This window comes from Agrobacterium leguminum, from assembly GCF_015704895.1.
GTDB classification, from domain to species: Bacteria; Pseudomonadota; Alphaproteobacteria; order Rhizobiales; family Rhizobiaceae; genus Agrobacterium; species Agrobacterium leguminum.
The window spans coordinates 45,966-58,027 of record NZ_JADQWB010000025.1 but is presented as its reverse complement, the minus strand read 5'-3'; the positions used below and the strand labels follow the sequence as shown (position 1 = coordinate 58,027).

The window sequence follows — 12,062 nt, the reverse complement described above, 5'->3', positions numbered from 1 at the left end:
GGATGAGAACGGTCAGCGGAATATTGTCCCAGACGAGACCGATGACCGGTCCCCATGGGGTGAGATAGGGCGTGCGGATTTTCGGCAGGTCGACCGCATTGAGCAATATGTCCACCATGCCGTTGGGCCCGAGGACGCGGATGAAGGCGAAGGCGAGGATGATGGAGGGCACGAACATCGGGAAGATGGCGAGCGCCTGCACATAAGCCGAAAGGCGGCCTTGCGAAAAGCGCAGGTAGAGCGCGATCGGCAGGCAGATCGCCAGCAGGAGTATCGCGCAGACCATTGTCGTCCACAACGTCACGGCAAGATTGTCGAGGCTGTAGCGGTCCGAGAAGAAGAAGCCGTAGCTCGAAAGATCGAAACCCGTCTCGCCGCTCGCTCCGGTGCGCCAGACGGTGCGGCCGATGGCGTTGATGGCAGGCCAGATGACCAGCCAGATCATCAGGAAGACGGGAATGGCGACGAGCAGGAGGCCGACTGGCCTCCTGCCTGCCGTATTGTCGATGAGCGGGCGAACCGCTCCTTCCGCAACCTCGGTCACGACTTGCGGTCGACGTTGGGAGCGACGTTGCGATACCAGCCATCATTGATGGCGGTTTCCCATTTGCCGGCCGGGAAGGTCGGAATGGTCTGCGGGATGATGTCGGCGAAACGCTTGCGCAGTTCGGCCGGCACATAGTCCCAGGAAACGCCGGGGAAACCGCCGAGTTCGGTGAGGATCGCGCCCTGAATTTCTTCCGACAGCACGAAATTGGCGAGCTTCAGGGCGGCGTCGCGATTGGCGCCGTTGGCAAGCACCACGGCGCGCGAGAAATCACCGCAAAGCGCCAGATCCTGAAGCTGGACGAGGCCGGTTTCTTGCGGCAGAACGCCCTGATCGATGGCCTTCAGCACCTGATCGGACCAGACAGGGGTCATGGTGACGACGCCCTGCGAAAGCAGCTGCAGCGACTGCGTGTTGCCGGAGGAATATGCGCCCTTGTCATAGAGCGACGGTGCGATGTCCTTGAGCAGCGCCCATGCCTTGCCGAGAGCCTTGTCGCCGGTTTCCTGGGTGTAATTGTCGACCGTGAAGGCCTTGGGGTCGAGGCCGTTGGCCTGATGGATGGCGCGGCGGACGAAGTTACCGCCGGAGCCGCCCTTGTCGGGACGGTTATAGACGAACTGGCCGGGATTGGCCTTGATCCATTTGACGAGTTCATCCCAGGTCTTCGGCGCATCCGCCGGCTTGAGCTTGCTGGTGTCATAGGCGAGCAGAACCTGGCTGCCGCGATAGGGCAGGCTGTATTCGCTGCGGATGGCGAGCGGATTGACGCGCGAATAGTTGGAGAGGCCGGCTTTCGCCATGTTCACATAGATGCCGGCATCGATGCCGCCGGTGGGCAGCAGCGGATCGGCCGTTTCGAAATAATCGGCCTGCGGATCGGTGCCCGTCTGCTTTGCGGCGATGGCGCGCTCGCCGATGGCGGTGATGCCGGCGCTGTCGCCGGCATCGACGAGGTTGAGCTTCAGGCCGGGATTGGCGGCTTCAAAAGCGGGCTTGATCGTATTGGACCAGAAATCGAGGATATTCGTATCCGAACTGGTGTACCAGTCGATCGTGCCCGGAGCGGCGAAGCTCATGCGCGGTGCAAGGGCGAGACCGGCGGCGGCGCCTGCGGCGGACATCATAAAGGTGCGGCGTTTCATCTATGTCTCCGATGTTTTCGGCGCGAGTGGAACTGCTGAGCGCTGACCCCGGAAAGATGGGGAAGGCTCTGGCCGGTCGTTGCACAGCCGTGCATTTTTTGAACGGGCCGGCGGCGGTTCTAATGTCTTTCCATAACGCTTTCGTGACGGTTGCTGCCGACAGGCATCGCCGGCACGCCCTCTCCGGGTGGCCGTTCGAAAGCAGGCCCTACTAAAGGCGTTGCCGGGCAGGTAGAATGATCGCGATAGCATTGGATGGAGGGGGGCGATGATCGCAGCCTATATCGACGAATTCATCATGTTTTGTGCCGGCCTGTGGATGACATGTGTCGGCTTCGGTTATCTGCCGCTGTCAAAAAATACGGTCAATCAGCCGCCGGTTGTTCGTCACTTCAGGTGGATGGGGCCTCTGCTGATCGTCATCGCGTTTGTTCTGGCCCTGGCCAGCTGACCGGAAAACCCTCTGTAAAAACTTTCGTAAAGAAAGAGCCGGCCGGTGATCGGGCGCTGGCGTCCGTGCCACGAAAAGATCACGATTCATTCAGCCGCAGTTCACCCGGCGGGGCGCTAAATCCCTTCACCCCACAAGGAGGGAGATAAGATGCGCAAGATGATTCTAACCGCCGGACTAATTCTCGGCGCCCTGTTCGGCACCGGTGCTAACGCCATGCCTGTCGGTCAACCGTCTGCACCTTCGGCATCCCACATTCAAAAGGTGGATTATGCCTGCGGACGCGGCTTCCATTTGACCCCGCGCGGCTATTGCCGTCCGAACGGACCGCGTTATGAGCGCGGCTGGGACCGGCGCGACCGCTGGGAAGCTCGCCGTGAATGGCGCGAGCGTCAGGCCAGACGGGAATGGCGTGAGTGGCGCGACCGCAGAGATTATCGCGACTACCGCGACCGTCGCGATTATTATCGATACTGATCGGGCAAGGCCCTCTCCGCGTCGGGAGGGCCTTTCTCATATGGGCCGGTGAGGTTCATCCGCCGCCCTAGGGGAGGGTGTGAGAGCACGCCTATTACGTCGATTATGAAAATCGCAAGGCCGAACATATTCGCGCCGTGCTCGACAAGCTGGTCAACTGGCGGGTCGTTGAAGAACGTCTGAAATCATAACGATCCTCTTTCTCCCGAAGCCTGCCGGGAGCGGCCGGCCGCCTGCGGGTTGCCCTGAGGTGCATTTTAGCTACTATGCGCCCATGGCGAGGAGGCCATGTTACAGGAGGGTTCATGATTTACCGGTCTTCAAAACGGCGCATGGTGCTGAAACTTGCCGCTGCGGCGGTTTCTTTCGGCATGCTGGGAACGGCTGCGGTCGCGCAGGGCTTCCCCGATCGAACGATTACTCTGGTCGTTCCTTTCGCGGCGGGCGGCTCCACCGATGTGGTCGCGCGTGTTATCGCACAGAAGATGGGTGATGAGCTCGGCCAGCAGATCGTCGTTGAAAATGTCGCCGGGGCCGGCGGCAATCTCGGTGCCGACCGCGTGGCCCGCGCCGATCCCGACGGCTATACGATCCTGATGGGCACGGTTGCCACCCACGCCCTCAACCCGCTCATTCTCAAGACCAAGCCTTACGATCCGGAAAAGGATTTCACGCCGGTTTCGCTGCTCGTGGTGGTGCCGAATGTGCTGGTCGTCAATCCGAAGCTCAACGTCAACAGCGTGGCGGAACTGATTGCGCTCTTGAAGGCCGAGCCGGACAAACATGCCTATGCCTCTTCCGGCAATGGCACCCCGCTGCATCTTTCCGGCGAGCTGTTCAAGAGCATGGCCGGTGTCAGCATGCAGCATGTTCCCTACAAGGGTGCAGGCCCGGCGCTCAACGATCTGCTCGGCAACCAGATTTCCATCATGTTCGACAATCTGCCGTCTTCGTCCGGACATATCAAATCCGGCACATTGCGCGCGCTCGGCGTCACGACCAAGGAGCGCGCCTCGTCCTTCCCGGATCTGCCGACAATCGCCGAGACGGTGCCGGGTTATGAGACCTATACCTGGAATGCGCTCTTTGCGCCTGCCGGCACGCCGGCCGAGGTGGTCGACAAGCTGAATGCCGCGGCCAAGAAGGCGCTTGCCGATCCGGGGGTTGCCGCACGCATGGCGGAATTCAGCGCCAAGATCGTCGCCTCTTCGCCGGATGAGCTGAAAACCCACGTCGCGGCGGAAATCGCCAAGTGGGGACCGGTGGTCAAGGATGCGAATGTGCAGATGGACTGACCGGTAACGGCAGATACCATTCCGATTTTCCGCCGCACATCCTGCCGGTTGCGGACGGAAATAAAGACCTGACAAAGCCGTGGCCGGTGCCGTTGTCGCATCGGCCACGATTTATAGTGACGCACCCAACCGGTGTGGCCTTTCCGCATCACTCACCAGCCGGTTGCAAAAACCCGCTTGGCAAGCTCCGACCGCTGAGTTACAAATCTCGCTACCGCGTCAGATCGAACAAAGGGAGGCGTTGCATGACACCAGCATTCTTCGAAACCCTCCCGCAGGGAATGACCCGACACTAGGTCATATCCATTCGCGGCCCGCCCTGAGCGCGCCCGACATGCGGTTTTACTTCCCCCATAGCCCGATTGATCTGACGGGATCACTTCGTCTCCCGCCCGGGCTGTGCCATCCAACTTCCGTTTTGAGGACCGGTCGCCGATTACAGGGCGCTGGGCTGGTAAAAATGACTCGCAAGAAGCTCGATTTCCGCGCCGATGCCTATCGACATGTGCTCGGCTTTGTTTTCAACCATTGGCGTCATCGGCCGGCGCTGGTGGGTTTCATCATCGTTCTGGTGATCGCCAGCACGCTGGCCGAAGTGATGGTGCCGGTCTTTTCCGGCCAGATCGTCGATGCCATTGCCGGTGGCGCCGGGGCCGGCAATGGAGCCGGCAACGGGGCGGATAAGGCGCTGCGCGCCTTCGTCATCGTGGTGGCGCTGGGGCTGGTGAGCGTTGTGCTGCGCTGGTTCATCTTCAACGGCATCATCCGGCTGACGCTGAAAATCATGGCGGATGTCGCCAATAACGGCTTCCACAAGGTGCAGCGTTTCTCCACCGACTGGCATGCCAACAGCTTCGCCGGCTCCACGGTCCGCAAGATCACGCGCGGCATGTGGGCGCTGGATTCGCTCAACGACCTGCTGCTCGTCGCGCTTTTGCCGTCCATCGTCATGCTGGTGGGCGCGACCATCGTGCTCGGCAGCTACTGGCCGGTCATGGGCCTGATCGTCGGTCTCGGATCGCTGATCTATATCGGCGTTACGGTCGGCCTTTCCATGGGGTATGTGTCGCCGGCGGCAAGGCTTGCCAATGCCTGGGATACCAGACTTGGCGGCGCGCTGGCGGATGCCATCAGCTGCAATTCGGTGGTCAAGGCCTTCGGTGCCGAGACCCGCGAAGAAACGCGGCTGGGCCATGTGCTGGTGAAGTGGGATAACCGCACGCGCAGGACATGGAAGCGTGGCACGCTGAACGGCACGATCCAGAGCTTCATGATGGTCTCCATGCAGGCCGGCATTCTGGGTACGGGCCTCATCATGTGGCAAAAGGGGCTGGCGACGCCGGGCGACATTACCTTCGTGCTGGCGATGTTCTTCGTGTTGCAGGGTTATCTGCGCGATGTGGGGCAGGATATCCGCAACCTGCAACGCGCCGTCAACGACATGGAAGAGCTGGTGCTGCTGGACAAGATGCCGCTCGGCATCGAAGACAGGCCGGATGCAGGGCCGATCAGAATTGGAAAGGGCGAGATCGTCTTCGATCACGTTACCTTCCAGTATGGCGCGCATCCCACGCCGCTTTACAATGACTTTTCGGTCACCATCAAGGCGGGTGAACGGGTGGGTCTGGTCGGCCATTCCGGTTCGGGCAAGACAACCTTCGTCAAGCTCATCCAGCGGCTTTACGACATCAAGTCGGGCGCGATCCGCATCGACGGCCAGAATATCGCCGGGGTGACGCAATCGAGCCTGCGCGGCCAGATCGCCATCGTGCAGCAGGAGCCCATCCTGTTCCACCGCACGCTGGCGGAAAACATCGCTTATGGTCGGCCGGACGCCACGCGGCGTCAGATCGAGCAGGCGGCGAAACAGGCCAGCGCCCATGATTTCATCATGTCCCTTCCGAAAGGTTATGAGACGATGGTGGGTGAACGCGGCGTCAAGCTGTCCGGCGGTGAGCGTCAGCGTGTCGCCATCGCCCGTGCTTTCCTCGCGGATGCGCCGGTGCTGATACTGGACGAGGCCACTTCCAGCCTCGACAGCGAAAGCGAAGTGCAGATCCAGCAGGCGATGGAGCGGCTGATGGTCGGTCGCACCACGCTCGTCATCGCCCATCGGCTCTCCACGGTCCGGGCGCTGGACCGGCTGCTGGTCTTCGACAGGGGCAGGATTGTCGAAGAGGGTGACCATCAGGCGCTGATCCGCCTCAATGACGGCATCTACCGCCGGCTGTTCGAACGGCAGGCGCTGGAGCTGACCAAGGGCCTTGTGGCCTGAAAAAACGAAACGCCGGGGGGTGTCCTCCCGGCGTTCCCTTCCCGAACATTGACCCCGCGCCACGAACACGCCGCTTTTTTCGCGTAAGGGGGTGTTCTGCGCAACACCAACAGGACGGTGAACCATGGATTTCCACCCGATCACAAAGCCGCAACGCCTTGTCATCAGGGGAACCCATATCCATGCCGCATTCCATCACTCTCTCGGACCTCTCGTGGTCGACACCTGACGGTCATCCGCTCTTTTCGGACATCAATCTTCGCTTCGGGCCCGAACGCACCGGCCTCGTCGGGCGCAACGGCGTCGGCAAGACGACGCTTCTGAAACTGATCGCCGGCGAACTGTCGCCGTCCGCGGGCACGGTTTCCGTCTCGGGCAGCGTCAATCTTCTGCGCCAGAGCGTGCAGGTCGTGTCCGACGAGACCGTCGCAGACCTGTTCGAAGCGCGCGATGCGCTGGAGGTGCTTGCCCGTGCGCAGGCGGGAACCGCCACTCTGGAAGAGCTTGAAGACATCGACTGGATGCTGGAGGAGAAAATTGCCGGGGCGCTCGCGCAGGTCGGGCTGGATGCCTTGCCCTCCACGCCGCTTTCGGCGCTGTCCGGCGGACAGCGTACGCGGGCCGCACTTGCGGCTCAAATTCATGCCGCGCCGGATTTCCTGATCCTCGACGAACCGACCAACAATCTCGACCGGGACGGACGCATTTTCGTTGCCGATTTTCTGGCGGGCTGGCGCGGCGGAGCGATCGTCGTCAGCCATGATCGGGAGCTTCTCGAAACCCTCGACGCGATTGTGGAAATGACCACGCTCGGTGCTACCCGTTACGGCGGCAACTGGAGCCACTACCGCGCACAAAAAGCGCTGGAACTGGCCGCTGCGGAACAGGACTTCGCGAATGCGGAAAAACGTCTGTCGGATGTCAAGCGCCGGTCGCAGGAGGCTCTGGAGCGCAAGGCCCGCCGCGATAGCAGGGGTGCTGCAAAAGCGGCGAGGGGAGACATGCCCCGTATCCTTGTCGGTGCGATGAAGAGGCGTGCCGAAAAGACGAGCGGCGACAACGCCAATCTGGCCAGCCGCCTGACGGCCGAGGCGACCGAAGACCTGAAGACGGCGCGTGAGCGGATCGAAATCCTGCAGGGCGTCAGTGTCACATTGCCGCCCAGCGGGCTGCACGCGACAAAGACCGTTCTCAGCCTGCAAAATCTGACTGCGGGGTATCGGGCCGAACACCCCGTACTTCGCGATCTGTCCTTCGAGATCGCGGGGCCGCAACGCGTTGCCGTCACCGGTCCGAACGGATCGGGAAAAACGACGCTGCTTTCGGTGATCACGGGGGAATTGCCGCCATTCGAAGGCGCGGTGCATGTCGGGGTGAAGTCCGTGTTTCTCGACCAGCAGGTCAGCCTGCTCGATGCGAGCCTGTCCATCCGCGACAACTTCCTTAGGCTCAACCCCAAGGCCGGGGAGAATGCCTGCCGCTCCGCGCTTGCGCGCTTCATGTTTCGTGCCGATGCCGCCTTGCAGATCGTTGCAACGCTCTCGGGCGGGCAGATGCTCAGGGCCGGTCTCGCCTGTGTTCTGGGAGGCCCGCAGCCTCCGCAATTGCTGATCCTCGACGAGCCGACCAACCATCTGGATATCGATTCCATTGCGGCCGTGGAGGCTGGCCTTCAGGCCTATGACGGCGCCTTGCTGGTCGTTAGCCACGACGAGGCGTTTCTCGCCGCCATTGGCATCGAAAGGCGGCTGGAACTTGGGAAGTCGGAGATGCGTTCGGGCGCTCAGTAGTTCACCGTCACGACGACCGTATCGGAGTAGTTTCCCGGCGCTGGCGTGTTCTGCGCCGGGACGCGGCCATAGACGGTCAATGTCTGCAGGCTGCCCGTTCCGGTGCCGGTGGCTATCTCGCCCGCCGCACTTCCCCAGACATTCGTGCGGTTCACGTCGCGGTAGAGACCATAGGTTATCGATGTGCCCGCCTGCACCATCTGGCGCGCGGCGGGCGGGCTGTTGCTCAGTCCGCCATTGAGCGCCACACTGTAGTTCAGATTGGTGGTGCAGGTCAGATTGATCGCTCCGGTCGCATTGACTGCCGTGTTCAGCACGCCATGACTGCCGAAATCGATGTTCTGGGCCGAGATGATGCATGTGGGCGCCACTGCGGCCGACACGTTGAACGGCACCTGCGTGGGGTTCTGGGTCACGGAAGAGCAGCTCGGTGCGAGTAGGGTAAAGCTTGTATAGGTGAAGCTCGTTTCCGCGCCGGCGAAGCTGGAGAGGTAAAGGCCGCGCGCTGCCGAGGCCTGACCGGCGTTGATCCGGCCATAGACCGTGCGGCTCGTGGTGTTGATCAGGAGCGGCAGCGCCATGTCGATTGGCGGAGGCGAGCCGAGTGCGGGCTGCGTGACCGATCCCCATGAGGTTGTCCGCGCCGAGTTCTGGTAGAGCTGGTAATTGAGGATGTTGCTGCCCTGAAGCATGCGACGTATGCCGCCCGACTGTCCGCCGCTTCCGGCATTGATATTGGGGCAGATGCGGATGGAAAGCGCCAACGACAAGGGGTTGGAGCAGGTGACTGACAATGTCGCCGTCGTGTCCACGGCGCTGCCGCTTGCCAGATTGACGAAGCCGAAATTCATGTCCGACATGCTGAAGGTGCAGCTTTGCGCCAGTGCCGGTGAAGCCGAGAGGAAAGCGGCAATGGCAAGGGCGGTACGGGTCAGGACCTTCATTGGATGCTCCTGCATGTGGTTTCGAAAGTTGCGCGTGAATTGCCGGTAGAGGGGAGGGTGATCTGCGCTTCGCATTCGCCCTTCGTCGGCTGCATAATGCGGAGGCGATGGGTTTCGCTGATATTGTCGAGATAGGCCTGTCCGTCATAACCGACGATGAAATCGCGCTTGCCGTCGATTTTGCCGGTCGATCCGGTTTCGATGAATTGGCCGCTCTCGTCTTTCAGCGTCACCAGCGCCACCTGACCCTCGGTTTCAACCTTGAAATTGACCACCGCGCCGGCCTGCTGCGTCGGCCTGACAGTCTGTTTCGTCCGGTCGATGCGGGCGTCGACCGGGAGATTGCTCGGGTCGAGCGTGATGTTGTTGACGTCATAGGAACGAAGGTTCGGAAGCAATATCTTGCCGCGGCGGTTGGTCTGCCCGATGGGGCGGTTTTCCAAAAGGATATCGACACCGGGCGCGCCCGCATCCACCACGGCGAAAGCGTCATCGATCCGGTTGCCGACAAAGACATCGCCGCCGGCGAGCGCTATCGATCCTTCGATCTGCGCATAGGCCTGTGTCGTGCGGTTGAATTGGTCGACGCCGGCCGAAACGCGCGCGGCGCTGCCGCGGTAACTGCCGGAAACGGAGGCGATATCGTTGCCGCCGGTCGAGCCGCGCAGGCGCCAGCCATAACTTCCCTCGGCCTGCTCTTCGGATTTTCCGACCTCGGCCGTCAGCGAATATCCATCCGCATCCGACGACATGCCGGCCGAGCCGGAGACGCCGCCGCCGAACGACCAGGAGAGGCCCGCGAAGATGCCGTAGGATTTGTTGTCCTCAAGGTCCTTATAGGCGGTGACGAAGATATTGCCGTTCTCGCCGAACGGCCGCGTGGCGGAAAGGCCGAGCAGCCGGGATCGCCTTTCATCGAAGGTTTCGAGTTCGGTATAGGAGAAATTGAGGCTGGTCTCATCGAAACCGAGCTGGGTGGAAACGGAAATCTGGTCGAGGGCACGCGGCGGCCGCGCGCTCAGCAGCCCGGATACCGTGCGGATATCGGACAGGTCGGCGGAGACGGAGGCCATATCGTGATAATCGCCGAATGTTCTTTGCGACCGTGCGTGAAATTTTACCCCCAGCAATTCCGCTTCGACGCTTGCGGAAAGCTGATAACCGCTTTCCGCGCCAAAGCGGCTCGATGCGCCCGAAACCGCCGCCAATCCCTCCGCTCCAAGGGTGAAGACGCCGCCAAAGCCGATATTGTAGAAATTCTCACCGCCTTCCGCATGGCCTTCCAGCGTCAGGCTGTCCGACACGCCATAACGCAGCGTCGCAGACCCCAGCGGTTTGTCATCGTAATCGAAAGACGAGGTTCCGTAATTGCGCCGGGCAAAGCCAAGCTCGGCCGAAAAATCGATGAGGCCCTGCGCCAGCAAGTCCGGTGAAGCATAAAAGGGCGTTTCGGACACGGTTTCGCGCCCCAGCGCATCCCGCACCACCAGCCGCGCATTGCCCGCGCCGCTGATGACAGGGAGATTGGTGATGGAGAACGGCCCTTCGGGAACATCCTGCGACAGGCGGCGGACATTGTTGACATAGACGTCGACGGTGGAGGGCACGGCTGCGGAACCGGCAAATTCCGGCATAGGCATGGTGACGATATCCGGCCGCAGGTCGAAATTACGGCGAATCTGCAAACCGCCCAGCCGTGTCGGGCGTGTCCAGCTCAGCCCGCCGGTGATGAGATCGCCGGCCCGATAGCTCGTCAACGTGTCCTCGTCCGAATAGCTCCAGGTGGTATCGAGACGCTGGGTATCGAACTCCGACAGGCGCGATGTGCTCAGAACCTGCGATGAGGACAGCACGCCGAGCGGACCGAAGGCCCTGCTTTCCAAAAGGGCCGAGACACCGTTGAAATCGGCGATATCCGACCATTTGTTGCCGCCGGAGGAACCATAGATCGTGTAATTCACCAGACCTCCAAAATCGCTCGTGGCCTTTTCCCGGGTCTCTTCGTCTTGCTTCTGCGCAATCTTGCCGGAGGCGTCGATGACCCTGTTCGCCCGCGCCGCCATCGGCAGGGTGAAATGCATGGACTGGGTGCCTTCATCGTAACGTGCCACCACATCCGGCAGCCGGGAAATATCGATCCAGCCATCGTCGCCGGCAGCGCTTTCAACCGGGGAAATCCCGATATTGGTGAGCTGTTCCGGCTCGATGAGAAACGATCCGGCGTCGTTTTGACGAAATGTGGCGATCAGTTCTGTCGAAACATCGTTGATGTAGACTTCGAGCTGCAATTGTCCCGCTTCTTTTGCGGCAAAAGAGGCGGGTTGCGCCGCAGGGGGAATATCCTGCGCCACGGAGAAACTGCCCGATGAAATGACCGTCAGAGCGGCAATCGTCAAAACGGCGAGGTCAGCCGCCCGAGACGCGCGCCGTCGCATTGACGGGGCCGCCTTCGCTGTCTGCCGAAATCTTCAGCGTGCCGCCGCCTTTTTTGCCGCCCGTTGCCGGAACCACAAAGCTTGCGGCGGATCCGCCAAGCACATATCCCACCAGCCCCTGCTGCCGGGCAATCGCCTGTCCGTTGCTACCGGAAAGCATCAGGTTGGCGATCCTTATCCGCTTTGCGCCCGTGTTGGACACCGACACCCGGTAGCCATTGCCCTGCGGCGTTACCTTCCAGGCCGGTTCCGCATCGCCTGTGGAGGCGGGTGAGAAGAAAACGGGTATGGAGTGGCGCACCACCAGATTGACCGTGCCGGATTGCGGTCTTCCCGCCGGCGGCAATTCGTCGACAATGACGCGATAACTCTCTTCGGCCCGCAGCGGCGCCTTGGAAAGCCGGACGATGCGGATAAGGTTTTCCGCGCCTCCCTTCAGCTGCGTCATCGGCGGACTGGCGACGACGTCCTGCGCCGCCGTATAGACGTCCTGCCCGTTCTGCTGGGTCCAGCGGAATATCCTGACCTGAACGTTGATCGGGGTTTTCGCATCGTTCCAGATGCGGAGGCTGGAGGCCGCGGTGGGCGCTTTAAGATCCAGAAGCACGGGTGCGACCCGTAGCGATGCAGACTGTGAAGGTGAAACACTCAAACCGGCAAAAAACGCAGCCGCTAAGGTAAAAACACGCATGCGCGATCCTCC

The 12,062-nt window shown here is 61.5% G+C and carries 9 protein-coding genes and 2 pseudogenes; 6 read left to right on the top strand and 5 right to left on the bottom strand.

Annotated elements, in window-relative coordinates; genetic code table 11:
• Positions 1-544, bottom strand: a pseudogene (locus I3J13_RS23815) (spermidine/putrescine ABC transporter permease); the annotation flags it as partial.
• Positions 541-1,692 (bottom strand): extracellular solute-binding protein, encoded by a 1,152-nt coding sequence (locus tag I3J13_RS23810; RefSeq protein ID WP_196380467.1) that lies wholly within the window; start codon positions 1,690-1,692, stop codon positions 541-543. The pseudogene I3J13_RS23815 and the gene I3J13_RS23810, both read right to left, overlap by 4 nt.
• Positions 1,693-1,960: 268 nt before the next feature.
• Between I3J13_RS23810 and I3J13_RS23805 the strand changes: the two genes are divergently transcribed.
• The 6 genes and pseudogenes from I3J13_RS23805 (at position 1,961) to I3J13_RS23780 (ending at position 7,980) form a co-directional block, all read left to right on the top strand.
• Positions 1,961-2,143, top strand: a complete 183-nt coding sequence (locus tag I3J13_RS23805) for a hypothetical protein (RefSeq protein ID WP_020810615.1) — start codon at positions 1,961-1,963, stop codon at positions 2,141-2,143.
• Between the two features lie 150 nt (positions 2,144-2,293).
• Positions 2,294-2,620: a GCG_CRPN prefix-to-repeats domain-containing protein gene (locus I3J13_RS23800; RefSeq protein WP_020810616.1), complete on the top strand. Its 327-nt coding sequence runs from the start codon at positions 2,294-2,296 to the stop codon at positions 2,618-2,620.
• A gap of 83 nt (positions 2,621-2,703) precedes the next feature.
• Positions 2,704-2,811 (top strand): annotated as a pseudogene (locus I3J13_RS23795) (Fe-Mn family superoxide dismutase); the annotation flags it as partial.
• A 114-nt stretch (positions 2,812-2,925) separates the two neighbouring features.
• Positions 2,926-3,915, top strand: coding sequence for a Bug family tripartite tricarboxylate transporter substrate binding protein (locus tag I3J13_RS23790; RefSeq protein ID WP_059756400.1), 990 nt, complete (start codon positions 2,926-2,928; stop codon positions 3,913-3,915).
• A 460-nt stretch (positions 3,916-4,375) separates the two neighbouring features.
• A complete protein-coding gene (locus tag I3J13_RS23785; protein ID WP_196380466.1) occupies positions 4,376-6,190 on the top strand; it encodes an ABC transporter ATP-binding protein in 1,815 nt (604 codons plus the stop codon).
• A gap of 182 nt (positions 6,191-6,372) precedes the next feature.
• Entirely contained in the window at positions 6,373-7,980 is a 1,608-nt protein-coding gene (locus I3J13_RS23780) for an ABC-F family ATP-binding cassette domain-containing protein (RefSeq protein WP_196380465.1), read from the top strand.
• On the opposite strand, the gene I3J13_RS23775 is transcribed toward I3J13_RS23780, so the two are convergent.
• The 3 genes from I3J13_RS23775 to I3J13_RS23765 are packed head-to-tail and all read right to left on the bottom strand — an operon-like array spanning position 7,974 to position 12,050.
• Entirely contained in the window at positions 7,974-8,924 is a 951-nt protein-coding gene (locus I3J13_RS23775) for a Csu type fimbrial protein (protein WP_196380464.1), read from the bottom strand. The two genes, I3J13_RS23780 and I3J13_RS23775, sit on opposite strands and share 7 nt — an antisense overlap.
• Positions 8,921-11,359 (bottom strand): fimbria/pilus outer membrane usher protein, encoded by a 2,439-nt coding sequence (locus I3J13_RS23770; protein ID WP_196380463.1) that lies wholly within the window; start codon positions 11,357-11,359, stop codon positions 8,921-8,923. The genes I3J13_RS23775 and I3J13_RS23770 overlap by 4 nt, the downstream gene beginning before the upstream one ends.
• On the bottom strand, positions 11,331-12,050 hold the full coding sequence (locus I3J13_RS23765) for a fimbrial biogenesis chaperone (RefSeq protein WP_080818903.1): 720 nt from the start codon (positions 12,048-12,050) through the stop codon (positions 11,331-11,333). Before I3J13_RS23765 ends, I3J13_RS23770 begins: the two co-directional genes overlap by 29 nt.
• Positions 12,051-12,062: the final 12 nt, after the last annotated feature.

Excerpts from the sequence above, each read along its gene's own strand:
- I3J13_RS23780 (WP_196380465.1), top strand. The coding sequence starts at position 6,373 with ATGCCGCATTCCATCACTCTCTCGGACCTCTCGTGGTCGACACCTGAC.
- I3J13_RS23770 (WP_196380463.1), bottom strand. The coding sequence starts at position 11,359 with ATGCGACGGCGCGCGTCTCGGGCGGCTGACCTCGCCGTTTTGACGATT.
- I3J13_RS23800 (WP_020810616.1), top strand. The coding sequence starts at position 2,294 with ATGCGCAAGATGATTCTAACCGCCGGACTAATTCTCGGCGCCCTGTTC.
- I3J13_RS23775 (WP_196380464.1), bottom strand. The coding sequence starts at position 8,924 with ATGAAGGTCCTGACCCGTACCGCCCTTGCCATTGCCGCTTTCCTCTCG.
- I3J13_RS23765 (WP_080818903.1), bottom strand. The coding sequence starts at position 12,050 with ATGCGTGTTTTTACCTTAGCGGCTGCGTTTTTTGCCGGTTTGAGTGTT.
- I3J13_RS23810 (WP_196380467.1), bottom strand. The coding sequence starts at position 1,692 with ATGAAACGCCGCACCTTTATGATGTCCGCCGCAGGCGCCGCCGCCGGT.
- I3J13_RS23790 (WP_059756400.1), top strand. The coding sequence starts at position 2,926 with ATGATTTACCGGTCTTCAAAACGGCGCATGGTGCTGAAACTTGCCGCT.
- I3J13_RS23805 (WP_020810615.1), top strand. The coding sequence starts at position 1,961 with ATGATCGCAGCCTATATCGACGAATTCATCATGTTTTGTGCCGGCCTG.
- I3J13_RS23785 (WP_196380466.1), top strand. The coding sequence starts at position 4,376 with ATGACTCGCAAGAAGCTCGATTTCCGCGCCGATGCCTATCGACATGTG.